The organism is Rhizobium brockwellii, assembly GCF_000769405.2.
GTDB lineage: Bacteria > Pseudomonadota > Alphaproteobacteria > Rhizobiales > Rhizobiaceae > Rhizobium > Rhizobium brockwellii.
Genome location: NZ_CP053439.1, coordinates 4,220,165 through 4,245,804, shown reverse-complemented (window position 1 = coordinate 4,245,804; position 25,640 = coordinate 4,220,165). Strand labels below are relative to the sequence as shown.

Annotated in this window: 29 protein-coding genes; 10 read left to right on the top strand and 19 right to left on the bottom strand. The window is 61.2% G+C overall.

Going from position 1 to position 25,640, the window contains the following annotated elements:
* Positions 1-17 precede the first annotated feature (17 nt).
* Positions 18-821, top strand: coding sequence for an exodeoxyribonuclease III (locus RLCC275e_RS20860; RefSeq protein ID WP_033182119.1), 804 nt, complete (start codon positions 18-20; stop codon positions 819-821).
* A gap of 49 nt (positions 822-870) precedes the next feature.
* Here the strand turns inward: RLCC275e_RS20860 and RLCC275e_RS20855 are convergent, their stop codons facing one another.
* Positions 871-1,326 (bottom strand): cyclic nucleotide-binding domain-containing protein, encoded by a 456-nt coding sequence (locus tag RLCC275e_RS20855; protein WP_017995456.1) that lies wholly within the window; start codon positions 1,324-1,326, stop codon positions 871-873.
* A gap of 114 nt (positions 1,327-1,440) precedes the next feature.
* Complete coding sequence (locus RLCC275e_RS20850; protein ID WP_017995455.1) at positions 1,441-2,124, bottom strand: response regulator transcription factor; 684 nt, start codon at positions 2,122-2,124, stop codon at positions 1,441-1,443.
* Between the two features lie 167 nt (positions 2,125-2,291).
* On the opposite strand from RLCC275e_RS20850, the gene RLCC275e_RS20845 reads away from it, so the two are divergent.
* Both RLCC275e_RS20845 and RLCC275e_RS20840 read left to right on the top strand, forming a co-directional pair.
* Positions 2,292-2,813, top strand: a complete 522-nt coding sequence (locus tag RLCC275e_RS20845; RefSeq protein ID WP_033181903.1) for a L,D-transpeptidase family protein — start codon at positions 2,292-2,294, stop codon at positions 2,811-2,813.
* A gap of 131 nt (positions 2,814-2,944) precedes the next feature.
* The gene (locus RLCC275e_RS20840) at positions 2,945-3,775 is read left to right on the top strand and encodes an aldo/keto reductase (protein WP_033181902.1); all 831 of its coding nucleotides are present in this window, start codon (positions 2,945-2,947) and stop codon (positions 3,773-3,775) included.
* Positions 3,776-3,861: 86 nt separating this feature from the next.
* On the opposite strand, the gene RLCC275e_RS20835 is transcribed toward RLCC275e_RS20840, so the two are convergent.
* From RLCC275e_RS20835 to ffh, 12 genes are all read right to left on the bottom strand, one after another.
* On the bottom strand, positions 3,862-4,215 hold the full coding sequence (locus tag RLCC275e_RS20835) for a hypothetical protein (RefSeq protein ID WP_033181901.1): 354 nt from the start codon (positions 4,213-4,215) through the stop codon (positions 3,862-3,864).
* Between the two features lie 320 nt (positions 4,216-4,535).
* Positions 4,536-5,945 carry a 3-isopropylmalate dehydratase large subunit gene (gene leuC / locus RLCC275e_RS20830; protein WP_033181900.1) on the bottom strand — a complete coding sequence of 470 codons (1,410 nt, stop codon included), beginning with the start codon at positions 5,943-5,945 and terminating at the stop codon, positions 4,536-4,538.
* Positions 5,946-6,247: 302 nt separating this feature from the next.
* The gene (locus RLCC275e_RS20825; protein ID WP_033181899.1) at positions 6,248-6,601 is read right to left on the bottom strand and encodes a hypothetical protein; all 354 of its coding nucleotides are present in this window, start codon (positions 6,599-6,601) and stop codon (positions 6,248-6,250) included.
* Complete coding sequence (locus tag RLCC275e_RS20820) at positions 6,598-6,963, bottom strand: hypothetical protein (RefSeq protein WP_033181898.1); 366 nt, start codon at positions 6,961-6,963, stop codon at positions 6,598-6,600. The genes RLCC275e_RS20825 and RLCC275e_RS20820 overlap by 4 nt, the downstream gene beginning before the upstream one ends.
* Positions 6,964-7,033: 70 nt before the next feature.
* Positions 7,034-7,846 (bottom strand): amino acid ABC transporter permease, encoded by an 813-nt coding sequence (locus RLCC275e_RS20815; protein WP_033181897.1) that lies wholly within the window; start codon positions 7,844-7,846, stop codon positions 7,034-7,036.
* A 9-nt stretch (positions 7,847-7,855) separates the two neighbouring features.
* Positions 7,856-8,653 carry a basic amino acid ABC transporter substrate-binding protein gene (locus tag RLCC275e_RS20810; protein WP_033181896.1) on the bottom strand — a complete coding sequence of 266 codons (798 nt, stop codon included), beginning with the start codon at positions 8,651-8,653 and terminating at the stop codon, positions 7,856-7,858.
* Positions 8,654-8,797: 144 nt separating this feature from the next.
* On the bottom strand, positions 8,798-9,352 hold the full coding sequence (rplS, locus tag RLCC275e_RS20805; protein ID WP_033181895.1) for a 50S ribosomal protein L19: 555 nt from the start codon (positions 9,350-9,352) through the stop codon (positions 8,798-8,800).
* A 334-nt stretch (positions 9,353-9,686) separates the two neighbouring features.
* Positions 9,687-10,370, bottom strand: a complete 684-nt coding sequence (gene trmD / locus RLCC275e_RS20800; RefSeq protein WP_033181894.1) for a tRNA (guanosine(37)-N1)-methyltransferase TrmD — start codon at positions 10,368-10,370, stop codon at positions 9,687-9,689.
* A complete protein-coding gene (rimM, locus tag RLCC275e_RS20795) occupies positions 10,370-10,939 on the bottom strand; it encodes a ribosome maturation factor RimM (RefSeq protein ID WP_012759372.1) in 570 nt (189 codons plus the stop codon). Before rimM ends, trmD begins: the two co-directional genes overlap by 1 nt.
* A 113-nt stretch (positions 10,940-11,052) precedes the next feature.
* The gene (gene rpsP / locus RLCC275e_RS20790; protein ID WP_012759371.1) at positions 11,053-11,424 is read right to left on the bottom strand and encodes a 30S ribosomal protein S16; all 372 of its coding nucleotides are present in this window, start codon (positions 11,422-11,424) and stop codon (positions 11,053-11,055) included.
* Positions 11,425-11,473: 49 nt separating this feature from the next.
* Positions 11,474-11,794 carry a chorismate mutase gene (locus tag RLCC275e_RS20785; protein WP_003543666.1) on the bottom strand — a complete coding sequence of 107 codons (321 nt, stop codon included), beginning with the start codon at positions 11,792-11,794 and terminating at the stop codon, positions 11,474-11,476.
* Between the two features lie 16 nt (positions 11,795-11,810).
* Positions 11,811-13,397, bottom strand: coding sequence for a signal recognition particle protein (gene ffh / locus RLCC275e_RS20780; RefSeq protein WP_033181893.1), 1,587 nt, complete (start codon positions 13,395-13,397; stop codon positions 11,811-11,813).
* Between the two features lie 469 nt (positions 13,398-13,866).
* Here ffh and RLCC275e_RS20775 point away from each other — a divergent pair, with 469 nt between their 5' ends.
* The 6 genes from RLCC275e_RS20775 (at position 13,867) to RLCC275e_RS20750 (ending at position 19,325) form a co-directional block, all read left to right on the top strand.
* Positions 13,867-14,091 carry a hypothetical protein gene (locus tag RLCC275e_RS20775; RefSeq protein WP_017962453.1) on the top strand — a complete coding sequence of 75 codons (225 nt, stop codon included), beginning with the start codon at positions 13,867-13,869 and terminating at the stop codon, positions 14,089-14,091.
* Positions 14,092-14,208: 117 nt separating this feature from the next.
* Positions 14,209-15,114 carry a diaminopimelate epimerase gene (gene dapF / locus RLCC275e_RS20770; RefSeq protein ID WP_033181892.1) on the top strand — a complete coding sequence of 302 codons (906 nt, stop codon included), beginning with the start codon at positions 14,209-14,211 and terminating at the stop codon, positions 15,112-15,114.
* A complete protein-coding gene (gene mtaB / locus RLCC275e_RS20765; protein WP_033181891.1) occupies positions 15,111-16,385 on the top strand; it encodes a tRNA (N(6)-L-threonylcarbamoyladenosine(37)-C(2))-methylthiotransferase MtaB in 1,275 nt (424 codons plus the stop codon). Before dapF ends, mtaB begins: the two co-directional genes overlap by 4 nt.
* Before the next feature lie 16 nt (positions 16,386-16,401).
* Complete coding sequence (gene ftsY / locus RLCC275e_RS20760; RefSeq protein ID WP_033181890.1) at positions 16,402-18,021, top strand: signal recognition particle-docking protein FtsY; 1,620 nt, start codon at positions 16,402-16,404, stop codon at positions 18,019-18,021.
* 75 nt (positions 18,022-18,096) lie between these two features.
* Positions 18,097-18,741, top strand: coding sequence for a septation protein A (locus tag RLCC275e_RS20755; protein WP_033181889.1), 645 nt, complete (start codon positions 18,097-18,099; stop codon positions 18,739-18,741).
* A complete protein-coding gene (locus RLCC275e_RS20750) occupies positions 18,738-19,325 on the top strand; it encodes a DUF2585 domain-containing protein (protein WP_033181888.1) in 588 nt (195 codons plus the stop codon). The genes RLCC275e_RS20755 and RLCC275e_RS20750 overlap by 4 nt, the downstream gene beginning before the upstream one ends.
* A 19-nt stretch (positions 19,326-19,344) precedes the next feature.
* Here the strand turns inward: RLCC275e_RS20750 and RLCC275e_RS20745 are convergent, their stop codons facing one another.
* The 5 genes from RLCC275e_RS20745 to ccmA form a co-directional block, all read right to left on the bottom strand.
* The gene (locus RLCC275e_RS20745) at positions 19,345-19,953 is read right to left on the bottom strand and encodes a DsbE family thiol:disulfide interchange protein (protein WP_033181887.1); all 609 of its coding nucleotides are present in this window, start codon (positions 19,951-19,953) and stop codon (positions 19,345-19,347) included.
* On the bottom strand, positions 19,950-20,129 hold the full coding sequence (gene ccmD, locus RLCC275e_RS20740; RefSeq protein ID WP_012759361.1) for a heme exporter protein CcmD: 180 nt from the start codon (positions 20,127-20,129) through the stop codon (positions 19,950-19,952). The genes RLCC275e_RS20745 and ccmD overlap by 4 nt, the downstream gene beginning before the upstream one ends.
* 2 nt (positions 20,130-20,131) lie before the next feature.
* Complete coding sequence (locus RLCC275e_RS20735) at positions 20,132-20,893, bottom strand: heme ABC transporter permease (protein ID WP_017989729.1); 762 nt, start codon at positions 20,891-20,893, stop codon at positions 20,132-20,134.
* A 47-nt stretch (positions 20,894-20,940) separates the two neighbouring features.
* Complete coding sequence (ccmB, locus tag RLCC275e_RS20730) at positions 20,941-21,600, bottom strand: heme exporter protein CcmB (protein ID WP_033181886.1); 660 nt, start codon at positions 21,598-21,600, stop codon at positions 20,941-20,943.
* 226 nt (positions 21,601-21,826) lie between these two features.
* Complete coding sequence (ccmA, locus tag RLCC275e_RS20725) at positions 21,827-22,474, bottom strand: heme ABC exporter ATP-binding protein CcmA (RefSeq protein ID WP_033181885.1); 648 nt, start codon at positions 22,472-22,474, stop codon at positions 21,827-21,829.
* A gap of 262 nt (positions 22,475-22,736) precedes the next feature.
* Between ccmA and acnA the strand changes: the two genes are divergently transcribed.
* Positions 22,737-25,427, top strand: coding sequence for an aconitate hydratase AcnA (acnA, locus tag RLCC275e_RS20720; RefSeq protein WP_033181884.1), 2,691 nt, complete (start codon positions 22,737-22,739; stop codon positions 25,425-25,427).
* Positions 25,428-25,640 lie beyond the last annotated feature (213 nt).

Genomic DNA, 25,640 nt, shown 5'->3' with positions numbered 1-25,640 from the left:
CGCGAGAGGGTATGGGCATGGGTTTTTCGATCACCACCTGGAACATCAATTCGGTGCGGCTGCGCATGCCGATCGTCGAGCAACTCGTTCTCAAGCACAGGCCCGATATTCTCTGCCTGCAGGAAACCAAGGTGACGAACGACCTGTTTCCCGCGGCACCGCTCAGGGCTTTGGGTTACAGTCACATCATCATCCATGGCCAGAAGGGTTATCACGGCGTGGCGATCGCCTCGCGCATTCCGTTGACCGAAGATCACCGGCAGGATTATTGCGGCGTCGGCGATGCGCGTCATATCTCGGCGATCTTCGAGCACGGCAATCGTCGCGTTCGGCTGCATAATTTCTATGTCCCGGCCGGCGGCGACGAGCCGGATCGCACGATCAATCCGAAATTCGGCCACAAGCTCGATTTCATCGAAGAGATGAAGCTGCTGAAAGCCAATGGCGAGGCCAACACCTCAGCCATCCTCGTCGGTGACCTCAACATCGCGCCGCTGGAGCATGACGTCTGGTCGCACAAGCAGCTTCTGAAGATCGTCAGCCATACGCCTGTCGAAACCGAGGGGCTGCTCGAGGTGATGAAGCGCGGCGCCTGGCTGGATCTGATGCGCCAGCATGTGCCTGCCAGCGAGAAACTCTACACCTGGTGGAGCTACCGCGCCAAGGATTGGGAGGCCGCCGATCGCGGCCGCCGTCTCGACCATATCTGGTCGTCGTCGGATCTCGGGCCGCATCTCAAGCGAATCGAAATCCTGAAAGAGGCGCGCGGCTGGGACCGGCCCTCCGACCACGTACCGGTGACGGCGCATTTCGATTTCTAGGGCGATTCGGTCCAGTTTTTTGTAAAGGGCAGAAGCGCTCTAACAGGGATCAGTTGAAGCGATAGAATTGACTTGCGGCCTTTGCCGCGAGTTCGGCGAGATTGTCGCGGATGCGGTTCTCGATCAGGCGGGCTGCGTCCGGATATTCTTCGATCAGCCGGTGGAAGAGGGCGCGGGTGATGCGGATGATGCTGGTGTCCTCGCGCGCTACCGCGGTGAACTTGCGCTCCACCAGGGTTACCAGCGCCAGCTCGGAAACCAGGGTTCCGGGACCGGCGATCCCCTCTGTCCTCTGCATGCCGTCGCTGCTCGTCGCGCTCAGCTCCAGGCTGCCGCTGAGGATGACATAGGCACTCTCGGCGGGTGAGCCCTGGCGAAACAGCATCTGGCCGGCAGCGATCATGCGCCGGTCGGCGCCAAAGGCGATCAACCGCAGCTGATCCTCGTTCATGTCCTTGAACAGAGGAAGCTGCGCGAGCATGTGGATGTCGTCGGTCAGCGCCATGCGGAGTTTTCGCCTTAGAGCAATTCCAGCAGAAGTGCGTCGCGATTCTGCGTTCGGAATTGCGTGAAAACAAAGAGATAGAGCACTTCCGTGATTCGGAAAAACGGGAATGCTCTAGGGTATGATCTTGTAGCCGCCGTTTTCCGTGACGAGGATTTCGGCATTGGAGGGATCTCGCTCGATCTTCTGGCGCAGGCGATAGACGTGGGTTTCCAGCGTATGCGTCGTCACGCCGGAATTATAGCCCCAGACCTCTTCGAGCAGCACGTCGCGGGTAACGACTTTCTGTTCGGCGCGGTAGAGATAGCGGATGATCGCCGCTTCCTTTTCTGTCAGCCGGATCTTCTGGCCGTTATCAGTGGTCAGGAGCTTCTGGCTCGGCTTGAAGAGGTAAGGGCCGACGGTGAAGGTCGCGTCCTCGCTCTGCTCATGCTGGCGCAGTTGCACGCGGATGCGCGCGAGCAGCACGGCGAAGCGGAATGGCTTGGTGACATAATCGTTGGCGCCGGCTTCGAGGCCGAGGATCGTGTCGGAATCGGTATCGTGGCCGGTCAGCATGATGATCGGCGCCTTGAAACCGCCCTTGCGCAGCAGCTTCACTGCCTCGCGGCCGTCCATATCGGGCAGGCCGACATCCATGATCAGCAGGTCGATCGGCGTCGCGCGGGCGGTCGCGACACCTTTGCCGGCGTTGGCTTCCTGCAGAACCGTAAATTCCTCATACAGCGACAATTGCTCCGTCAGCGTCTGCCGAAGGTCATCGTCGTCATCCACCAGAAGAATGGTGCGTGCGGTCATGCCGTTTGCGTCCTCATGTTAAGTTCCCTAGTCCTACGCCAAATTCCTGGTTTGGCAAGGATCGGGCAGCGGGCTGTTGCCGGGTCGGTTTTGATATGATTTCAATCGAAGCCCCAGACAAGGCACGACATGCGAGAAAAATGGAAAAAGCAAGGCAGAGGCGGGGTATGACGCCGTCGGCGATGGTGGTGCGTCCTGCGCCGGGGCGCAAGAGCCGGGCGATCGTCCGGCTCGGCACCATCACCGTGCCCGCCGCGATCGGCCGCTCCGGCCGCACAGTGATGAAACGCGAGGGCGACGGCGCCACGCCGATCGCCTCGATGAGGCTGATATCAGGCTTCCGGCGCGGCGAGCGGAATGGCCGGCTCGTCACTCCGCTTTCCATCCGCCGCATTCGCCCCGACATGCTCTGGTGCGATCAGTCCGGCAGTGCCAGCTACAACCGCCTCGTCAGGGCGCCTTTCAGCGCAAGTCACGAGGAAATGCGGCGCAGCGACGGGCTCTACGATATCTGCCTGGTGATGGACTGGAACATTTCCTCGCGTGCGCGCAATCGCGGCTCGGCGATCTTCTTCCACCTCATCCGGCCAGGCTACGAGCCGACGGCGGGCTGCGTCGCGGTAAGTCTGCGCGACATGCGCCGCCTGCTGCCTCACCTTCGAAAGGGAACGATTGTCCGCGTCGTCTGATTGTCTTCCGGATGCGGTCACCTATATGCTTGCGGTGACCGAACGCTCCGGCTGAAATGCGTTCAGGGACGCCCGCAAGCGCGGACGCAATTCATGCCTCGTCCAATTCTTCAAACTCCCGGAGATATATTGTGACCGCTCAACCTATCATCACTTTCCATGACGGACATTCCATTCCACAAGTCGGCCTCGGCGTCTGGCAGACGCCGCAGGATATTGCCGCTCCCACCGTGCGCACGGCGATCGCCGCCGGCTATCGTCACATCGATACCGCTTCCGGCTACGACAACGAAGAGGGTGTCGGCGAAGGCATCCGCTCTTCCGGCCTCGACCGCAAGGACATCTTCGTCACCACCAAGCTCAGGAATACCGATCAAGGCTATGACAATACGCTGCGCGCCTTCGACGGCAGCCTGAAGAAGCTCGGTTCCGAGTATGTCGACCTCTACCTCATTCACTGGCCGTCACCGCATCGCGGCCTTTATACGGAGACCTGGAAGGCTTTCGCCCGCATCCGGGAAGAGGGCCGTGCCCGTTCGATCGGCGTGTCGAATTTCAATCCCGAACATCTTGAGCGTATCATCGGCGAGACCGGCGTCGTTCCGGTCATCAACCAGATCGAGCTGCATCCCGATTTCCAGCAGAAGGTGGCGCAGGAGGCACATCAGAAGCTGAATATCGCCACCGAATCCTGGAGCCCGCTCGGTCAAGGCAAGTTCATCTCGAACGCTGTTATCGGCGAGATCGCCAAAAAACATCAGAAGACGCCGGCCCAGGTGATCATTCGCTGGCACATCGACACCGGCCTCGTCGTCATCCCGAAATCGGTGACGCCGTCGCGCATCGAGGAGAACTTCCAGGTGTTCGACTTCAAGCTCGATGCCGACGACATGGCCGCGATCGCCAAGCTCGACAGCGCCGGCGCCCGCATGGGGCCGGATCCGATAACGGCGACCTTCTGATCGCCGTCCCGATCATTGCCAAGCCAATCAGCGGCCGCCTCGGGAGAGATCACCCGCGGCGGCCTTTGTATGATGGGCCTGCCGCTTCAATAGTTACATTTGGACGATCCGTTGGTCGGGGTAAAACCGAAGTTGCAGGCATTGTTCAAGCGCTGCGGACGCCCGATCGAACCGGTATAATCGTCCGAAGCGAAGGCGCGCGAGGGATACCAATAGCCATTCGAGCTCTTGATATAGCCGGGCCGGGCGTTGCTATAGCCGCGATAGCCATTGAGAGACGGTGCCTTGTTTTGCGCGACCTGTTGCCACAAGCCGGAAGAGACCGTGATCGGCGGTACGGTCGGATGGATCGGCGCAGCCGCGCTGGCATCGATCGATGCCAGCGATACGAACAGGCCCAGGATGGTTTGCGGCAGGCGTCCTGCCATTTTCTGTCTCATGGCCATTCTCCCAGATCACACAACGCGGAGCTTTGCTGGCACAACCAGGCGGGTTGATCGCCGGGACCGGCAGTGGACGCCCGGAAGCGTGCCTGTCGAAAGTCGCGCGAGATGCGTCCGAAAGCGCCATCTCGATGAAGCCACAGGCACTCTCCGATGTCGATTGCCCGAACGGGTGAAATCGAGAATGCGGGTCATTCACTGACAAGCCCATGGGGGCATTATCCACCAGGTGCCGAAGGCACGGGGTGCCATAAATTAGAAGCCCACCGATGCGCAGGGGCATCGGTGGGCTTTTGATTGTCATACGTTTCGACGGATCAGTTCCACTCGCGGATATCGACGAAGTGCCCGGCGATCGCGGCTGCAGCGGCCATTGCCGGCGAGACGAGGTGCGTGCGACCCTTGAAGCCCTGGCGGCCTTCGAAGTTGCGGTTCGAGGTCGAAGCGCAGCGTTCGCCCGGCTTCAGGCGATCGTCGTTCATCGCAAGGCACATGGAGCAGCCCGGCTCGCGCCAGTCGAAACCGGCGGCCTTGAAGATCTTGTCGAGGCCTTCGGCTTCCGCCTGTTCCTTGACGAGGCCGGAACCTGGAACGATCATTGCGTCGACGGTTGAGGCAACCGTCTTGCCTTCGACGACCTTGGCGACTTCGCGCAGATCCTCGATGCGGCCGTTGGTGCAGGAGCCAATGAAGACGCGGTCAAGCGTGATGTCGGTCATCTTCGTGCCCGGCTTCAGGCCCATATAGTCGAGCGCGCGCCACTTGGAGGTGCGCTTGGTTTCGTCCTGGATGTCATCGGGGTTCGGAACGATGCCCTGGACGGAGATGACATCCTCGGGCGAGGAGCCCCAGGAAACGATCGGCGGCAGGCTGGCGGCATCGAGCACGACAACGCGGTCGTAATGCGCGCCCTCGTCGGTCTGCAGCGTCTTCCAGTAGGCGATCGCCTGTTCCAGCGCCTCGCCCTTCGGCGCGCGCGGCTTGCCCTTGATGTACTCGAAGGTCTTTTCGTCAGGGGCGATCAGGCCGGCGCGGGCGCCGCCTTCGATCGTCATGTTGCAGACGGTCATCCGGCCTTCCATCGACAGCGCGCGGATCGCTTCGCCGGCAAATTCGATCACGTGGCCGGTGCCGCCGGCCGTGCCGATCTCGCCGATGATGGCAAGGATGATGTCCTTGGCCGTGACGTGCGGCGGAAGCACGCCGTCGACCCGCACCAGCATGTTCTTTGCCTTCTTCTGGATCAGCGTCTGGGTCGCCAGCACATGCTCGACCTCGGAGGTGCCGATGCCGTGTGCCAGCGCGCCGAAAGCGCCATGCGTCGAGGTGTGGCTGTCGCCGCAGACGATGGTCATGCCGGGCAGGGTGAAGCCCTGTTCCGGACCGACAATGTGGACGATCCCCTGGCGCTTGTCGCTTGCCGAATAATATTCGACGCCGAATTCGGCGGCGTTGGTCGCCAGCGCTTCCACCTGGATGCGGCTTTCCTCGTTCTTGATGCCGAGATGGCGGTCGGGCGAGGTTGGGACGTTATGGTCGACGACGGCGAGCGTCTTTTCCGGCGCGCGAACCTTGCGGCCGGTCATGCGCAGGCCTTCGAAAGCCTGCGGCGAGGTGACTTCGTGGACCAGGTGGCGGTCGATGTAGAGAAGACAGGTGCCGTCCGGCTGTTCGTCGACCAGATGATCGTCCCAGATCTTGTCGTAGAGGGTACGCGGTGCGCTCATGGCGTTAAGTCCGTTTTTCTAAAGCTTTTGGAAAATCGAGAAATGGCAGATCAGGCTCCGCCGGCCGTCATTCGATCAACGAAGTCGGCTGTTGAGCGCACCGGACACGCACGCAAAAAACCGGGCCGGCAGGCGATAATGGTCCTGCAGCACGAAAATATGCGCACCAATGCATCTGAACTTGGATTCCATGGCGTGCATATAGCAACTTTCCACCGCCTGAGCAATGTTCTGCAAAGTCACATGGGCCAGTGGATAGAGCGGGTGACAGAGTCGAATATTTCTCGGGCGAACTGTCGGCCTCAATTCCAATTACAGCTTAGTTCGTCTTGAAAGCAACGATAGCCGACATTGCTTGCCAAGCAGCGTAGGAGTGGTCGATAAGATCCCTGGCCTAAAGTGCGGCAGTAGGTAAATGATTTTTCCGAGACGATCGCCCAGTGCTCAGCGAGCTTTTTCTTTGCGTCGGCTTCATCCTGAAGGCACTTGTTTGTCTCGACGTTTTTTTCATCGGCATTCAGCATCTTTGAGTTTAGCTGGACACAGTATGAGCCGTCATATTCAGGCAACTCTGCTGCTTCCACAGAATACGGTTCTGCAATAGCGGCTACCAAAAGAAGTGTGGCGGCGGAAAATTCTAAGAATGGCATCTTCATAGCGTTTTTCCGCGACAAGTCAGCGTTCCCGAATAACATTTTTGACCAACGATAACTGAAAGGCATCCCATGAGCTGCTGATAGGATTTAATCTCATTCATGGTTCCCTTAGATTTCATACAGAATTTCATGTCATCGTCGGTGACCAGGAACCAATGTTTCTGCAATTGCTCCTTAAAGCGATTTTCGGAGCGATTACATTGTGTGAGAGCAAGGAAACGGTCGGCGGGCTTTATCGGCTGTTTTGCGACTTCCGTACAAAATCCCCCTTGAAACGCGGGAAATTCGGTGGCTTCAGCCGGAAATGATATCGTGCCGGCAAAAACAACGATCGCCAAGAAAAACGGGATAGGCGCGCTCATCTAAAGACTCCAAGACTTTGCAACCTAGAAAATGCTCCTGGAAAAAACGCAAGCAAAAAGTTGGCTTCGTTCACCGCGACTTCATCCATTTCTCCGTCCGCCGCAGCGCCAGCGACAGGCCGATCGTCAGGATCAGATAGATATAGGTGACGATCGAATAGGTCTCGAAGAAGCGGAAAGAGCCGGCGGCATAGACCTTGCCCATCTGGGTGATGTCGGCGACGCCGAGGACGGAGACGAGCGAACTGTCCTTCACCATCGAGACGAAATCGTTGGAGAGCGGCGGGAAGATCACCCGGATCGCCTGTGGGAAGATGACGGAGCGGAAGCGCCGGTAGCGCGACAGGCCAAGCGCCTTGGCCGCCTCGATCTGGCCGAGATCGACCGACTGGAAACCGGCCCGGAAGATTTCGGCGATGAAGGAGGAATAGCCGACCGTCAGCGCGATGATCGCTCGCCACATCAGCGAGAGGTCGCGCACCAGAATGGGTTCGGTCACACCTGATGTCACCAGCGGCGAAATCAGGAAATTATAGGCTGCGACCAGGGCCGGCGCGCCGACGAAGGCGACGTAGAACAGCAGCACGAGGACGGGTATGCCGCGGATGATCTCGATGTAGAATCGTGCGATCTGCCGTAGCACCTGGCTGTCAGCCATGCCGAGCAGGCAGATGCCGAGGCCGAGCACGGTGGCGAGCACGAAGGCGACCAGCGTGACGAAGACGGTAATGCCGACACCGTTGACGACGGTGCGGAAAACCTGGGCATAGATATCGTTGGCGACGATGACGGCGGCAAGGACGAGGCCGATCGCGACGAGGGCGACCAGCCACCAGGGATAGTCATCCTTGACGTATCTGTCGGGAGATGGTCGCAGGGCCATTGCTCGGCGTCATTCGCCCATCTTGTAGTCGAGGAACCACTTCTTGTTCAGCGCATCCAGCGTGCCGTCGGCCTTGAGTGCGGCGATCGCGGCATTGACCGGGGCGACGAGGTCGGAGCCTTTCGGGAAGATGAAGCCGAAATCCTCGGTGCCGAGCGGTCCGCCGACCAGCTTCAGGGCACCGTTCGAGGCATCGACATAACCCTTGCCGGCGGTGCCGTCGGTCAGCACGACGTCGACGTCGCCGGCCTTCAAGGCCTGGACGGTGGCGCCGAAGGTTTCGAAGAGTTTGATGCGCGGGTTCTGCTCGTTGCCATCAAGCACTTCGTAGACGGCGGTGTAGAAAGGCGTGGTGCCGGCCTGCGCGCCCACCAGGCCGTCCTTGAATTCGCCGAACGACTTGGCATCGGTGAAGCGCTTCTCGTCGCCGCGCACCAGCATGAACTGCTGCGAGCGCATGTACGGATCGGAGAAATCCACCTTCTGCTTGCGGTCTTCCTTGATGGTGATGCCGGTCATGCCGATGTTATACTGGCCGTCGGACACCGCCTGGATCATCGCGTCCCAGCTGGTGTTCTGGTATTCGACCTTGAAATTCAGCCGCTTGGCGATCTCGTTCATCGCATCATATTCCCAGCCGATCGCCTTGCCGGATTTCGGATCGACGAATTGCAGCGGCGGATAGGCATTCTCGGTGACGACGACGACGCTCTTGCCGCCGAGATCAGGCAGCTCAGCGGCCGATGCGGCGAGGGGCAGAAGAGCAAGGGCGGCGAAGCTCGCAAGAACGGTACGACGAAACAACATTGAACGGTTTCCCAAATTGAACGGCAAAAACTGTCACGGAAGATGGGCCTGAGGCAAGGCCGCCGGCTGCGTGTCCGGGCAAAAAATAGAAAAGGCGACCCGAAGGCCGCCTTTCCAAGCAAAGAATTTTGCCTAGCGCAGATCTTATTCTGCTGCCGGTTCCGCTGCAGCGGCGGCTGCTTCTGCGGCGGCCTTTTCAGCAGCGGCCTTGGCTTCTGCAGCTTCTGCTGCTGCCTTCTCGGCGGCGAGCGCCTGGGCTGCTGCAACCTTTTCAGCTTCGATACGTGCCTTTTCCTCGGCAATGGCGGCGCGCTCGGCGTCGTTGAGTTTGCGGGCGCGGACGCCGGTGTCTTCAACGATACGGGCAGACTTGCCGCGACGGTCGCGCAGGTAATAGAGCTTGGCGCGACGGACCTTACCGCGGCGAACGACGTCGACGCTTTCGATCATCGGCGAGTAGATCGGGAATACGCGCTCGACACCTTCGCCGTAGGAGATCTTGCGGACCGTGAAGTTTTCCTGCAGGCCGCCGCCGGAGCGGGCGATGCAGACGCCTTCATAGGCCTGAACGCGGGTACGGGTGCCTTCCGTGACCTTCACGTTGACGCGGACGGTGTCGCCCGGGGAAAATTCGGGAAGCGTGCGCTTGGCTTCGATCTTGGCGGCCTGTTCGGCCTCAAGCTGCTGAATGATGTTCATCGTCTTAACCTTTGGTTCTTCTGAAACAGCCAGAGCGCTCGACACTGATCCTTCGGAACTTGCCTCAGGACTTTGCCCGTCAGGGCGGGAGCGGATTCGCCATTCTTTGTTTGCTGGCAGACGGGGATAAACCCCATTTCCGCGTGCGCCAATACACGAAAGGCCGGGGCTTGTCATCCCTTGGGCGGCATTTTTGTGAAAAGGGCTGCGAAATCAGCCGTTTTTCTCACTTTACAGCGCCGATCGTCTTTTCAGACGCGCTAAGGACGCTGTAACATTTTGAATCTCCGCATCGCGCTTTCCGATATTCGATCCCGATTTTTGGGCCGATGCGCTAGTCTTCTTCGAGCAGATCCGGCCGCCGCTGCCGCGTCAGCCGCACCGCTTCCTGATGCCGCCATTTCTCGATCGCGCCGTGGTTGCCCGAGGTGAGGATCGCGGGGATTTCCCTGCCCTCCCATTCCTGCGGCCGGGTATAGTGCGGATGTTCCAGCAGTCCGCCTTCGAAGCTTTCGTGCAGGCCGGAAAGATCGTTGCCCATGACACCAGGCAGGATGCGGATGATCGCATCGAGCACGATCAGCGCCGCCGGCTCGCCGCCTGATAGGACGTAGTCGCCGATCGAGACCTCTTCCAGGCCGCGCGCCTCGATCACCCGCTGGTCGACGCCCTCGAAGCGGCCGCAGACGATGATGACGCCGTCACCCGCCGCGAGCTCGCGCACACGCTCCTGCGTCAACGGCCGGCCGCGCGGGCTCATCAGCAGCCGCGGGCGGGTATCGTTTTCTGAGGCGCTGTCGATCGCGCGGGCGAGAATGTCTGGTTTCAGCACCATGCCGGCGCCGCCGCCGGCCGGGGTGTCGTCGACGGTGCGGTGTCTGTCGGTGGCGAAGTCGCGGATCTGAACCGTGTCCAGCGACCATTGCCCCCGCTCCATCGCCTTGCCGGCGAGCGAGAAGCCCAGATGCCCCGGAAACATTTCCGGATAAAGTGTCAGCACGCTCGCCCGGAAAGCCATTACTTCTTCTTTTTCGGCTTGTCGGGAGTGAATTTCGAAAGCTCTTCGGGATCTTCGACCAGCCCCGCCGCCAGCGGATCGATCAGCAGCGTGCCGGCCTCGAGGTCGATCTCCAGCACCGAGGCTTCCGAGAAGGGGATCAGCACCGGACGTTTGCCCGGACCTTTGAGTTCCAGCAGGTCGCCGGCGCCGAAATCGAAGACGCCGGTGACTGTGCCATAGCTGACGCCCTTGTCGTCGCGCGCCTCGAGCCCCTCGAGGTCGGCGTAGTAGAACTCGTCGTCCTCCAGCTCCTCGTCCGGCAGGTTGTCCCGCTCGATATAGAGTTCAAGCCCGTTCAGAGCCTCGGCGGCATTGCGGTCGTTGACGCCGCGGAAACGGACGACGACGACATTCTTCATCTCGCGGATTTCGAGGACTTCGAAGCTGCGGCCGTCCATGCTGTGCAGATGGCCGTAGTCGCCAAGCGCGCCGGGATCGGCCGTATAGGCCTTGGCGCGCACCTCGCCCCGGAGGCCTTGCGCGCCACCGATCGTCGCCATCAGAACGGGGTTTTCAAGCTTGGTCATGGGTTCCTTCATGTGAAGCCGAAAGACAGGTTTCTCATAAACGAAGTGCAGGCGATTGGAAACGAAAACGGGCGGCATGTCGCCATGCCGCCCGCTCGAAGGGAATGTCGCGATTATTCCGCGGCGTCTGCAGCAGCAGCAGCGGCGTCGGTGACCTTCTGAGCCTTTTCGGCGGCGCGTTCCTGGGCGCGCTTGCCGGGCTTTGCCTTGACCGGGTTGTTCTTGACTTCGCGCTTGGCAACGCCTGCCTCATCGAGGAAGCGCAGAACGCGGTCGGTCGGCTGAGCGCCGTGTTCGATCCAATGCTTGATGCGCTCGGCGTTCAGCTGAACGCGCTTCTCATCGTCCTTGGCAAGCATCGGGTTCCAGGAACCGAGGTTTTCGAGGAAGCGGCCGTCACGCGGGCTGCGCGCATCGGCGAGAACGACGTGGTAGTACGGGCGCTTCTTGGAACCACCGCGGGCGAGACGAATTTTCAGTGCCATGTTCTTTACTCCTTGGGCTTTTCTTGACCGCTATCTTGAGCGGTACGGGTTATCGGGCTGCAGCGCTCTGTTCAGCGTGATCCGCAGCGATCTGCTCATGATGCCGGATGACTTCCTTGATGACGAAGTTCAGGAACTTCTCAGCGAAATCCGGGTCCAGATTGGCGGCTTTCGCCAGCTGGCGAAGGCGTTCGATCTGGTATTCCTCGCGCGCCGGGTCGGCCGGCGGCAAATTGTATTTGGCCTTCAGCACGCCGACCTCTTTGGTGCAGCGGAAGCGTTCGGCCAGCATGTGCACGAGAGCGGCATCGATATTGTCGATCGACTGACGATAGCTCGCGAGCTGGGCTTTGACGTTTGGATCAATCATGGGGCAAGCGATCCTTTCACTTCTTCTTCGGCAATCCGGGCAATCCCGGGAAACCACCGCCAAGGCCCGGCAGCTTGGCGCCGCCGAGGCCCGACAAACCACCCGGCAGACCGCCGAGACCGGGCATGCCCCCACCCGGTTTTCCAAGCCCCGCCGCTTCCGCCTGCTTCTGCAAGGCCTCGAGCTGCCGGGGATCGATATTCGAGAGATCGGGCATGCCGCCACCCATGCCGCCCATGCCGCCGCCGAGCCCCATCTTGCCGGCAAGGCCGCCCATCATCTGCTTCATCATGCCGCCTTTGCCCTTGCCGCCCATCATCTTCATCATGTCCGCCATCTGGCGGTGCATCTTCAGAAGCTTGTTGATGGCGGCGGCATCGGTGCCGGAACCGGCGGCGATGCGCTTCTTGCGCGAATGCTTGAGCAGGTCGGGATTGGTGCGCTCGGCTTTGGTCATCGACTGGATGATGGCGATCTGGCGGCCGAAAAGCTTGTCGTCGAGGCCGGCTGCGGCCATCTTATCCTTCATGCCGGCCATTCCGGGCATCATGCCCATGATGCCGCCCATGCCGCCCATCTTCTGCATCTGGCGCAGCTGGTCGGCGAGGTCGTCGAGATCGAACTTGCCCTTGGCCATCTTGGCGGCCATGGCGGCCGCCTTCTCGGCGTCGATGTTTTCCGCTGCGCGCTCGACGAGCGAGACGATGTCGCCCATGCCGAGAATACGGTCGGCGATGCGGCGGGGATGGAATTCCTCCAGCTCGCTCATCTTCTCGCCGACGCCGATCAGCTTGATCGGCTTGCCGGTGACGGCGCGCATCGAAAGGGCGGCACCGCCGCGGCCATCGCCGTCCATGCGGGTCAGCACCAGACCGGTGATGCCGACGCGTTCGTCGAAACTGCGGGCGAGGTTGACGGCGTCCTGGCCGGTGAGGCTGTCGGCGACCAGCAGGATTTCATGCGGGTTCGAGCGCTTCTTGATGTCGGCCATCTCGACCATCAAGGGCTCGTCGATATGGGTACGGCCGGCGGTGTCGAGGATGACGACATCATGGCCGCCGAGCCTGGCCGCCTGCACGGCGCGGGCGGCGATATCCGTCGGCGACTGGCCTGATATGATCGGCAGCGTGTCGATATTGGCCTGGGCGCCGAGCTGGCGAAGCTGCTCCTGGGCTGCCGGACGGCGCGTGTCGAGCGATGCCATCAGCACCTTCTTCTTCTCGCGCGTCGACAGGCGATGGGCGATCTTCGCCGACGTCGTCGTCTTGCCGGAGCCCTGCAGGCCGACCATCATGACGACGACCGGGGCCGCTGCATGCAGGTCGATGCCGACGCCTTCGCCGCCCAGCATCTCGATCAGCTCGTCATGCACGATCTTGACGACCATCTGGCCGGGCTTGATCGACTTCAGGATCTCAGCGCCGACGGCCTTTTCACGCACACGGTCGGTGAAGGAACGCACGACGTCGAGCGCAACGTCGGCCTCCAGCAATGCACGGCGAACCTCACGCAGCGCTGCGGAAACATCGGCTTCCGAAAGCGCGCCACGGCCTGTCAGTCCATTCAGAATGGATCCAAGACGGTCCTGGAGGTTTTCAAACATCGGCTCTTCCTTGATACGTTTCGGGCGGGTTTTTATGTGCCCGGAAACGTCGTGCTTTTCCTTGACGAAAACAAGACGCAAAGCCAAAAAGCACCCGAGGGCGCATCGCGCTGTCGGGTGTTGACCTCCGGGATCTCAGGTCCCGGTCGGCGGCTCGGAGTCATGCGGCTCGTCGCGGATTGGGCGCGATAAACAGGAAAGTCGGGCGAAAGTCAAGGCAATGCGGACAAATGACCGCATTGCGGACTTCTCAGTAGCCGTGTCACCCAGCGGTTGCAGCGAAGGTACATATTCAAGCAAATCGATGTAATGGCTCGCGCAATCCCCCAGGGTTTCAGGTTTTGACGATAAATATTCCAGTCGGGGCCTGAATTCGCTGGCAACGCCAGTTGCAAATTATTCTGCTTATGATTCTACTTTCTACTTAAGTGCGTCCTGTAAAATGATTCGTGAATATCCTTGATGCCGAATGAATCGGCGGAGATATCGAATGTTAAATGCTGATATTGAGAGCTGGGCGCTGGCGCGAGCCCATCATATTGTCCTGAACGAAGGCCTGAATCTTGCAAAGGCGGCACAGGATCTGGATCGCAAGCGGTCCCGCTCGCTGGTCTACGAGCTGAGAAAGGTCATTACCGCAGCTATTGTCGAAGCCCATGCTGCGTCCTTCGATCCCGACGGTGCACAGCGGTAAAAGCCGAACTGCTGCCTCAATGGATCAGCGGGCCGCAACGCCTGCCCGGCACTCACCCACTGGTAATTCCTTCGCATTTCCGCCATATACACCGGAAAGACAGACGGAATGATACCCATGAGCGCAACGGTCGAATTCGCGAGGATGAACGGGCTTGGCAACAAGATCCTGGTTGTCGACATGCGCGGCCGGCCGGACAAAGTGACGCCGGCGGCAGCGGTCGCGCTCAATGCCGATCCGCACACGGAGTTCGATCAGATCATGGCGATCCATGATCCGAAGGCCGAAGGCACCGATGCCTTCATCGATATCCTGAATTCCGATGGCTCGAAGGCGCAGGCCTGCGGCAACGGTACGCGCTGCGTGGTGCAGGCGCTTGCCGCCGAGACCGGCAGGAAGGTCTTTACCTTCCAGACGGTCGCCGGCATCCTCAACGCCGTCGAGCACGAGGACGGGACGATTTCGGTCGATATGGGCCGACCGGTGTTCGATTGGGACAGGATCCCGCTGGCGGAAGAATTCCACGACACCAGCCGCATCGAACTGCAGATCGGCCCGATCGACAAGCCGGTGTTGCATTCGCCTTCGGCAATGTCGATGGGCAATCCGCATGCGATCTTCTGGGTGGACAGGGACGTGATGTCCTATGACCTCGCCCGTTTCGGACCGCTGCTCGAAAACCATCCGATGTTTCCCGAGCGCGCCAATATCACCCTGGCGCAAGTGACCTCTCCGACATCGGTGACGACGCGCACCTGGGAGCGCGGCGCGGGCCTGACGCTTGCCTGCGGCTCCGCTGCCTGTTCGGCTGCCGTCAGTGCTGCGCGCACCGGCCGCACCGGCCGCAAGGTGACGATCAATGTGGCAAGCGCCAAGCCGCCGGGCGTGCTTTCCATCGAATGGCGCGAGCGCGACGATCACGTGATCATGACCGGCCCGGCCGAATGGGAATGGTCGGGCAGGCTCGATCCTTCGACCGGTCTTTGGTCGCGCGAGGGTACCCGAGAGGCGGAGGCGCAGTGAGCGGCATCGAGGTCATTACCTTCGGCTGCCGCCTCAACACATATGAATCCGAAGTGATGAAGGCGCAGGCTGAAAAGGCCGGGCTCAATCACGCCATCCTGGTCAACACCTGTGCCGTGACCGGCGAGGCCGTGCGCCAGGCCCGCCAGGCGATCCGCCGGGCACGGCGTGACAATCCGCATGCCCGCATCATCGTCACCGGCTGCGCCGCGCAGACGGAAAAGCAAACCTTCGCCGCGATGGCAGAGGTCGATGCCGTGCTCGGCAACGAGGAAAAGCTGACGAGCGCCTCCTATCGCAGCCTGCCGGACTTCGGCGTTTCGGCCGAAGAGAAGCTCCGCGTCAACGACATCATGAGCGTCAAGGCGACGGCGCCGCAGATGATCAGGCATATCGACGGCCATGTGCGTGCCTTCATCCAGGTGCAGAACGGTTGCGACCATCGCTGCACCTTCTGCATCATTCCCTATGGCCGCGGCAATTCCCGCTCCGTACCGATGGGAGCAGTTGTCGATCAGGCCCGCAAGCTCGTCGACGGCGGTTATCGCGAAATCGTGCTGACCGGCGTCGATGCCACCAGCTATGGCGGCGATCTGCCGGGCGCCCCGACGCTCGGGCTGTTGGCAAAGACGCTGCTGAAGCAGATCCCCGATATCCGCCGCCTGCGGCTTTCCTCGATCGACAGCATCGAAGCCGATGCCCATCTGATGGATCTCATCGCCGACGAGCCCCGTTTCATGCCGCATTTGCATCTGTCGCTGCAGCATGGCGACGACATGATCCTGAAACGCATGAAGCGCCGGCATTTACGCGCCGATGCGTTGCGTTTCATCGAGGATGCGCGCCGGCTGCGCCCCGAGATGAGCTTCGGCGCCGATATGATCGCCGGCTTTCCCACAGAAACCGAAGAGATGTTCGAGAATGCCGTGCGGCTGGCGGAAGAAGCCGGTATCGCCCATCTGCACGTCTTCCCCTACAGTCCGCGTCCCGGCACGCCGGCGGCGCGCATGCCGCAGCTCGACCGGTCGCTGGTCAAGGATCGCGCCGCAAGGCTGCGCGCCACTGGACTTAGGCTGCATCAATCCCATCTCGATCGGATGATCGGAACCCGGCAATGGCTGCTTGTTGAAAACAACGGCCTGGCGCATACGGAGAACTTCACGCTGGTCGCAGCCCCCGGCCTTCGTCCCGGCGAACTTGTGCCGGTCACGATCACCGGCCACAATGGCAAGCATCTCGACATGCAATTGACGGCCGCAGCAGCGGCCTGACTTTCACGGAATCCCCATGGCGCTCAGTTTCATCAAAAAGGTCTTTACCTTCGGCAAGCCGGCTGAAGAACCTGTGCCTGCGGCCGTGGAAAGGGAGCTGGAGCCGCGTTCGCGCGACGAAGATCTGCCGGTTGCTGACGATCCGGTGCTGGCCGAGGAAATGGATACTGCCGGCGGGCCCGCAGCCGATATTGACGAGGGCGGGGTCGAAGCAACTGTTTCCGAAGATGATGTCGAATCCGCAATCCTGCCCGCCGCCGACCAGCTGAGCGACATGGGTGTTGTGCCGCTCTCATTGCTGGAAGCCGAGGCAGCAGCGGAGGCGGAGGCTGAAAGCCAGACGGTCGCCGAAACCGTTACGGAAATACCCGCTTCTGTCCCTCTGAAACATCTCCCGCACGAGGCGGCAGATCCTGTGGAGACCGGAGCGCTAGAACAGCCGGCTGACCTCGAAGAGATCGTCGAAAAGCTTCCGGAAGAGGTTCCAACCGAGCCGGAAGAGATTCCGACTGAGGATGATGCAGGGCTGGATTCGCCCTACCAGCCAATCTCCCCACCTGCGGGGGAGATGCCCGGCAGGGCAGAGGGGGGTATCGCACCCGCCGAGCCCTCCGAAACGACCGTGGCAGAACCGGAGACCGGCTCCCCCATCCTCCCCAGAGGCTTTGCCACCGGCCCGAAGGTCGTCGAGCCGGAGCCCGTTGTCCTGCAGCCAAAACTCAGTTGGTTCCAGCGCCTGCGCAACGGTCTTGCGCGCACCTCCTCGCAGCTGACCGGCCAGATCGCCGCGCTCTTCACCAAGCGCAAGCTCGATGACGAGACGCTGCAGGACCTTGAGGACCTGCTGATCCAGGCCGATCTCGGCGTCGAGACCGCCATGCGCGTCACCGACACGCTTTCTTCCGAGCGCTATGGCAAGGATGTCACCGGCGAGGATGTCAGCCGGATCATGGCATCCGAAATCGCCAAGGTCCTGAAGCCGGTCGCCAGGCCGCTGCAGCTCGACCTCTCGCACAAGCCGCATGTCATCCTCGTCGTCGGCGTCAACGGCACGGGCAAGACCACGACGATCGGCAAGCTTGCGGCGAAGCTTTCCGGCGCCGGGCTAAAGGTGATGCTGGCCGCCGGCGATACTTTCCGTGCGGCGGCGATCGAGCAGCTGAAAATCTGGGCCGACCGGACGAATTCCGAATTCATCGGCACCAAACTCGGCGCCGATGCCGCCGGCCTTGCCTATGATGCCTTCGAACAGGCGAAGGCGAAAAAATGCGACGTGCTGATCGTCGATACCGCCGGCCGCCTGCAGAACAAGGCAGAGCTGATGGCCGAGCTCGAGAAGATCGTGCGCGTGCTCGGCAAACTCGATCCCGATGCGCCGCATACTGTGCTGCAGACGCTCGATGCCACGACCGGGCAGAACGCGCTCAGCCAGGTCGAGATCTTTCGCAACGTCGCCGGCGTCAACGGGTTGATCATGACCAAGCTCGACGGCACGGCGCGCGGCGGCATCCTCGTCGCCATCTCCGCCAAGCATAAGCTGCCAGTCTATTTCATCGGCGTCGGCGAGGGCGTCGAGGATCTGGAGCCGTTCGAGGCCGAGGATTTTGCCCACGCCATTGCCGGACTTGGGCAATGATGCCACAGATATGCCGCCAAAAGCCTGCAGGCCAAGGCCGCGACAGGTTTCCAGGAAAACAGGTTTGAAGAACGCATGAGCACCGAAAGCGATATCACCCCGTCTGCTGCCGACCGGCATCATCCGCTGCTGAAACTGGCGCTGGAACTCGGGCCGCTGATGATCTTCTTCTTCGCCAATCTGCGTGGCCAGTGGCTGGTGGAGACGTTTCCCGCTCTTTCCGAATTGGGCGGACCGCTGTTCGTCGCGACCGGCCTCTTCATGGCGGCGACGATCATCTCGCTGATCGTTTCGAAGATCGTGCTCGGCCATCTGCCGATCATGCCTTTTGTATCCGGCATCGTGGTCGTCATCTTCGGCTCGCTGTCGATCTGGCTGCAGAACGAAACCTTCATCAAGATGAAGCCGACCATCGTCAACGCGCTCTTCGGGGTGGCGCTGCTCGGCGGACTGGCTTTCGGCAAGTCACTGCTCGGCTACGTCTTCAACGCCGCCTTCCAGCTCGATGCCGAGGGCTGGCGCAAGCTCACCATTCGCTGGGGCATCTTCTTTCTCTTCCTTGCCGTGCTGAACGAAGTCGTCTGGCGCAACTTTTCCGACGGTACCTGGGTCGCCTTCAAGGTCTGGGGCACGATGCCGATCACCATCATCTTCACGCTGGCGCAGATGCCGCTGGTGCTGAAGCATAGCATCAACCTGGAAACGGATGGCGAGAAGTGAGCGCTGCAGAGGCCGAATACCGCGTAAGACACCAGTATTTCTGGTTTGTCGCCTGCCTTGCGGTTCTGATCATTCAGATTGCCGCCGAATATATGATGGGCCGCGTGCCGATCTGCGCCTGCGGTTATGTCAAGCTGTGGGAGGGTGGGGTCAATACCAGCGGCAATTCGCAGCATTTGTCGGATTGGTATACGCCGTCACACATCATCCACGGCTTCCTGTTTTACGGGCTCGCGCATCTCATCCTGCGCGGCAAGCCGTTGGGGGCAAGGCTGCTGCTGGCGCTCGTCATCGAATCCGGCTGGGAGCTGCTCGAGAATTCGCCGCTCATCATCGACCGCTACCGCACGGCAACGATCGCGCTCGATTATTACGGCGACAGCATCCTGAATTCGGCGATGGACACCGTCTTCATGTGCGTCGGCTTCTTCTTCGCGCGGCGCGCGCCGGTGGCGCTCACGGTTGCGATCGCCATCTTCTTCGAGATTTTCACTGGCTACGTGATCCGCGACAACCTGACGCTCAACGTTGTCATGCTGATCTGGCCGGTGGAGGCGATCAAGGTCTGGCAGAGCGGGCTTTAAGGCTTTTCCGGAGACGAAACTACGAAGCCGGCTTGCCGAGCGCCTTTTCCATCGCTGGAAAAAGCCCTTCCTTCAGGCTGATATCGTCGAAGGGGCCGACGCGCTTGTAGAGGATCGTGCCGTCAGGCCCGACCAGATAGCTTTCCGGAATGCCGTAGACACCCCAGTCGATCGCTGCCTTGCCGTTCGGATCGATGCCGATCGCCCGAAAAGGGTTGCCGAGTTCGCCGAGGAAACGCAGGGCGTTGTCGCTCTGGTCCTTGTAATTGATGGCGACGATGTTCAGGCGTCCGTCTTTTGCCAGTTCTTTCAATACCGGATGTTCGTCCCGGCAGGGGAGGCACCATGAGGCAAAGACGTTGACGAGGGTCAGCTTGCCCTTGATTGCCGCATCAGTCAGCGCCGGCAGGTTGGCGCCGTCGAGCGGCGGCAGGTTCAGCGCCGGCGCCTTGGTGCCGATCAGGGCGGAGGGAATTTCGGCGATGTTCTTGCCATGGAAATCCTGGTCGTAGAGCATCTTTGCGGCCGTGGCTGCAATGCCGCCGAAGACGATGAGCGGCAGCAGCGCCAATGCGTAGCGGCTCAGCCCGCGCGGCTTGGCGGCGGTGTTTTCCGGCGTGTCGTTCATTCGCCATCTCCCACGCTGTCCTTGGGGCGCGCCGAACGGCGGCGGATGCCGGCAGCCTCAAGGGCTGCAAGTTCCCTGCGGCGGGCGCGGCCGTCGGCCCAGGTCCAGGCGGTGACGGCGATCGTCACCAGGGCTGCAAAGCCATAGGAAGCGTAGACGTAGAAGGCATGCGTCACGGCTATTCCTCCCGGCTCGCCATGCGGGCGGCAAGACGGCGCTGGGCGGCAATGCGGCGGCGCCAGATCTCGTTCCTCATCGCCATGATGTGCAGCGTGAAGAAGAGCAGGGTGAAGGCGATCGCCATGACGAATAGCGGCCGCAGGAATTCCGGATCGATCGCCGGGCCGTCGAGGCGCAGTACACTTGCCGATTGGTGCAGCGTGTTCCACCACTCGACCGAGAATTTGATGATCGGGATGTTGACGAAGCCGACGAGGATGAGCACGGCGCTGACGCGCGCGGCCTTCGACGGATCGTCGATGGCGCGACCGAGCGCAATCAGCCCGAGATACATCAGGAAGAGAACGAAGACGGAGGTCAGCCGTGCATCCCAGACCCACCAGGTGCCCCACATCGGCTTGCCCCAGAGCGAACCGGTGACGAGGGCAAGCAGGGTAAAGGCGGCACCGAGCGGCGCTGCGGCCTTGGCGGAGACATCGGCCAGCGGGTGGCGCCAGACCAGCGTACCGATCGCCGAGAGGCTCATGATCGTATAGCACATCATCGAAAGCCAGGCCGAGGGCACATGCACATACATGATGCGCACGGTCTCGCCCTGCTGGTAGTCGCCTTCGGTGGCGAAGCTCAGATAGAGACCGACCGCGAAACAGAGAGCGGTGATGCCGGCCAGCCACGGAATGGCGCGCGCCGCCAGCGCCAGAAATCGCGTCGGGTTGGCGAGATCGCTGAATTTGCTGATGGCAAGGCTCGTTTCGCTCATGTCGCTTCCATACCTTGATCCGGTTTTTCCTGCAATCGAATGACCCATCAATCCGTCGTGTTTCGCAGCGCCAGAGCGGCAGCTGCCGGGCCGATGACCGCGAAGAAGAGTGTCAGCGCAATGAGGATCAGAAAGGGTGGCAGGAACGGGGCGGGATCCTCGACTGCGGCATAGGTGGCGCTGACACCGAAGATCAGCACCGGAATGGTCAGCGGCAGCACGAGGATCGAGACCAGCAGGCCACCGCGGGGCAGCGCCACGGCAACGGCAGCACCCACGGCGCCGATGAAGGTGATGGCGGGCGAGCCGATCAGCAGCGTCAGCATGGTCGCGCCGATCGCCGTCTCGTCCATGTTCATGAAGAGGCCGAGCAACGGCGAGGCGATGACCAGCGGCAGGCTGGTGGCCGTCCAATGGGCAAGGCATTTGACCAGCACGGTGAGGACAAGCGGCGTTTCCTGCATCAGCATCAGGTCGAGCGATCCGTCATCGCGCTCCGCCTGGAACAGGCGGTCGAGGCCGAGAAGGGCGGCAAGCAGCGCCCCGATCCAGACGATGGCGGGGCCGATGCGCGACAGCAGCTTGAGATCGGGACCAACGCCGAAGGGAATGACGGCGACGATGGTCAGGAAGAACAGCACGCCGATCAGCGCACCGCCGCCGGCACGGATCGAGAGCTTCAGGTCGCGGAGGAAGAGGGCGGTCATGCGGGGCAGCTCTCTGCATGTGCGGTGGACGGGGCACCCCCCTCTGCCCTGCCGGGCATCTCCCCCACAAGGGGGGAGATCGGCTGGATGCTCTCGCTTCCCCAAACAATCGGCCATCCAAGTCGGCAATCCGGTTGCGAGGCGGGAAAGCTGAGCGGCTTGTGATCTCCCCCCTTGTGGGGGAGATGCCCGGCAGGGCAGAGGGGGGTAGCCATACGGAGATACATCACCCCCACACCCCCGCGTCCAAACCGGCAAAGCCCGTCATCTTCAATTCCTGCGCATTCTTCAGCCCCAGAGGCTGATGCGTCGCCGCCAGCACGATGCCGCCCTTTGCCAGATACCCAGTGATCAAATCGGCAAGCAGCCCGTCGGCGTTGGCATCGAGTGCCGCGGTCGGCTCGTCGAGGATCCAGACGGGGCGGTGGGCGACGAGCAGTTTGGCGAAGGCTATCCGGCGCTGCTGGCCGGCGGAGAGATAACCGAAGGGAAGGTGGGTGATTTCCGAAAGGCCAACGGCGTCGGCGGCGTCCTCGATGGAGAGACCGGCACCGCTTCCGATATTGCCGAGAAAGGTGCGCCAGAAATCGAGGTTTTCTGCAACCGTAAGTTCACTCTTCATCGCATTTCTATGGCCGAGGTAGTGGCTGACTTCGCCGGGCTGCCTGCCTTCCGGGCACTCCTCGCCGTGGAAGATGACAGTGCCTTTTTCCGGTCTCAGCAGGCCGGCGGCCACACGCAACAAAGTGGACTTTCCCGATCCATTTCTTCCCGTGAGCACAAGCGCATCGCCGGCTGCCAAGTGAAAGGAAATGCTAACGAAAATGAGATCCTCACCGCGCCTTGCAGCCAGATTTTCGGCGGTGAGATGCATGCGTCGGCTCTTTCTTGGTTTCGGCTCGCGGCGGGGTCAAAAAATGTCCGAATTTGACCGTGCTCGGGTATGGCAAGTTTTTAGGAAATTATCTATAAGACCTGCAACCACGCCAGCGGTCGGCGTGAATTTCATCCTTGCGCCGAACTTGGAGCGTCTGTTCCACGTGCGGACAGCGGAAATGGCCGTACCCGCATCCTGATGTGCATTAAGTGCATAGGCGTTCGCACGACTGTGTTGGCTATCAGAAACGGGGTCTCTCGTGTCTAAATCTCTTGACAGTTTCAATTGTCGTTCCACGCTTTCCGTCAACGGGAAGGACTATGTCTATTACAGCCTGCCCAAGGCTGAGGCAAACGGTCTGGCCGGCGTATCGAAGCTTCCCTATTCGATGAAAGTGCTGCTCGAAAACCTGCTGCGCTTCGAAGACGGCCAGTCGGTCACCAAGGAGCACATCCTGGCTGTCGCCGAATGGCTGAACAATAAGGGTGCGGTCGAAAACGAAATCGCCTATCGCCCGGCGCGCGTGCTGATGCAGGACTTCACCGGCGTTCCCGCCGTCGTCGATCTTGCCGCGATGCGCGACGCGATGGTGTCGCTCGGCGGCGATCCCGAGAAGATCAACCCGCTCGTTCCCGTCGATCTCGTCATCGACCACTCCGTCATCGTCGACGAATTCGGCACGCCGCAGGCTTTCGCCCGTAACGTCGAGCTGGAATACCAGCGCAATGGTGAGCGCTACCGTTTCCTGAAGTGGGGCCAGCAGGCCTTCAAGAACTTCCGCGTCGTGCCTCCCGGCACCGGTATCTGTCATCAGGTCAATCTCGAATATCTCGGCCAGACCGTCTGGACCAAGGAAGAGGACGGCGAGACGATCGCCTATCCCGATACTTGCGTCGGCACCGACAGCCACACGACGATGATCAACGGTCTCGGCGTTCTCGGCTGGGGTGTGGGCGGTATCGAAGCGGAAGCTGCGATGCTCGGCCAGCCGGTCTCGATGCTGCTGCCCGAAGTCATCGGCTTCAAGCTGACCGGCAAGCTCAAGGAAGGCGTCACTGCGACCGACCTCGTTCTCACCGTCGTGCAGATGCTGCGCAAGAAGGGCGTCGTTTCGAAGTTCGTCGAATTCTTCGGCCCCGGCATGGACAACATGCCGCTCGCCGACCGCGCGACGATCGGCAACATGGGCCCGGAATACGGCGCCACCTGCGGCTTCTTCCCGGTCGACGGCGAAACCATCAACTACCTCACCATGTCCGGCCGCACGCATGACCGGATCGCCCTCGTCGAAGCCTATTCGAAGGCCCAGGGCATGTGGCGTGAGGGCGACGGTTCCGAGCTCGTCTTCACCGATACGCTGGAACTCGATCTGAACGACGTCGTGCCGTCGATGGCCGGCCCGAAGCGCCCGGAAGGCCGCATTTCGCTCGAGAACATCGCGACCGGTTTTGCCGGCTCCATGGATGCCGACTACAAGAAGCCCGGCCAGTTGAACAACCGCTATGCGGTTGAAGGCACCGACTTCGATCTCGGCCACGGCGACGTGGCGATCGCCGCCATCACGTCGTGCACCAACACCTCCAACCCGTCAGTGCTGATCGCCGCAGGCCTTCTTGCCCGCAACGCCGTTGCCAAGGGCCTGAAGACGAAGCCGTGGGTGAAAACCTCGCTGGCACCGGGAAGCCAAGTCGTCGGCGAATATCTCGCCAAGTCGGGCCTGCAGGCCGACCTCGACAAGCTTGGCTTCAACCTCGTCGGCTTCGGCTGCACAACCTGCATCGGCAATTCCGGCCCGCTGCCGGCGCCGATCTCGAAGACGATCAACGACAAGGGCCTTATCGTTTCCGGCGTTCTTTCCGGCAACCGTAACTTCGAAGGCCGCATCTCGCCCGACGTGCAGGCGAACTACCTCGCATCTCCGCCGCTGGTCGTCGCTTATGCGCTTGCCGGCACGGTGCAGACGGATCTGACCAAGGAGCCGATCGGCGAGGACCAGAGCGGCAACCCGGTTTATCTCAAGGACATCTGGCCGACCTCCAAGGAAGTCCAGGAATTCATCCTGAAATACGTGACCCGCGAGCTTTACGAAAGCAAGTACGCCGACGTCTTCAAGGGCGACGTCAACTGGCAGGCCGTTCAGGTCCCGCCGGGCCAGACCTATGCCTGGGACGACGATTCGACCTATGTTCAGAACCCGCCCTACTTCGTCGGCATGGGCAAGAAGGGCACCGGCGTCTCCGATATCAAGGGCGCCCGCGTTCTCGGCCTGTTCGGCGACAAGATCACCACCGACCACATCTCGCCGGCCGGTTCGATCAAGGCGGCATCGCCGGCCGGCGCCTACCTCATCGACCACGACGTCGCCGTTGCCGACTTCAACCAGTACGGCACGCGCCGCGGCAACCATGAAGTAATGATGCGCGGCACCTTCGCCAATATCCGCATCCGCAACCACATGCTCGGCCCGAACGGCAAGGAAGGTGGCTACACCATCCATTACCCGTCGAAGGAAGAGACCTCGATCTACGACGCCGCGATGCAGTACAAGCAGGAAGGCGTGCCGCTCGTCATCTTCGCCGGTGTCGAATACGGCAACGGCTCTTCGCGCGACTGGGCTGCCAAGGGCACCAACCTGCTCGGGGTCAAGGCGGTGGTCGCCCAGTCCTTCGAGCGCATCCATCGCTCGAACCTGGTCGGCATGGGCATCATCCCCTTCGTCTTCGAAGAGGGCACGACCTGGCAGAGCCTCGGCCTCAAGGGCGATGAACTCGTCACCATCGAAGGTCTGGAAAAGATCAAGCCGCGCGAGAAGAAGATCGCCAAGATCACCTATGGCGACGGCACCGTGAAGGAGGTTCCGCTGCTGTCGCGCGTCGATACGCTCGACGAGGTAGTCTACCTCAACAATGGCGGCATCTTGCAGACGGTTCTGCGCGACCTCGCTGCCTGATTTTTAAGACACTCACATGATAATGGCCGCCGGAGAGCAGTTTCCGGCGGTTTTTCTTTGCGGCGACAGTCTTCAAACGGGGCTCACGATGATTTGTTTTACGCAAGTTCCCGTCTAGCTATGTCTCACCCGTTCGTGACTTTTCGTTTGGACCCGGAAGGATTATTCGTACGTTCATATGTCAGGGCCTCCGGTTCCAACATGCCGTCGGCG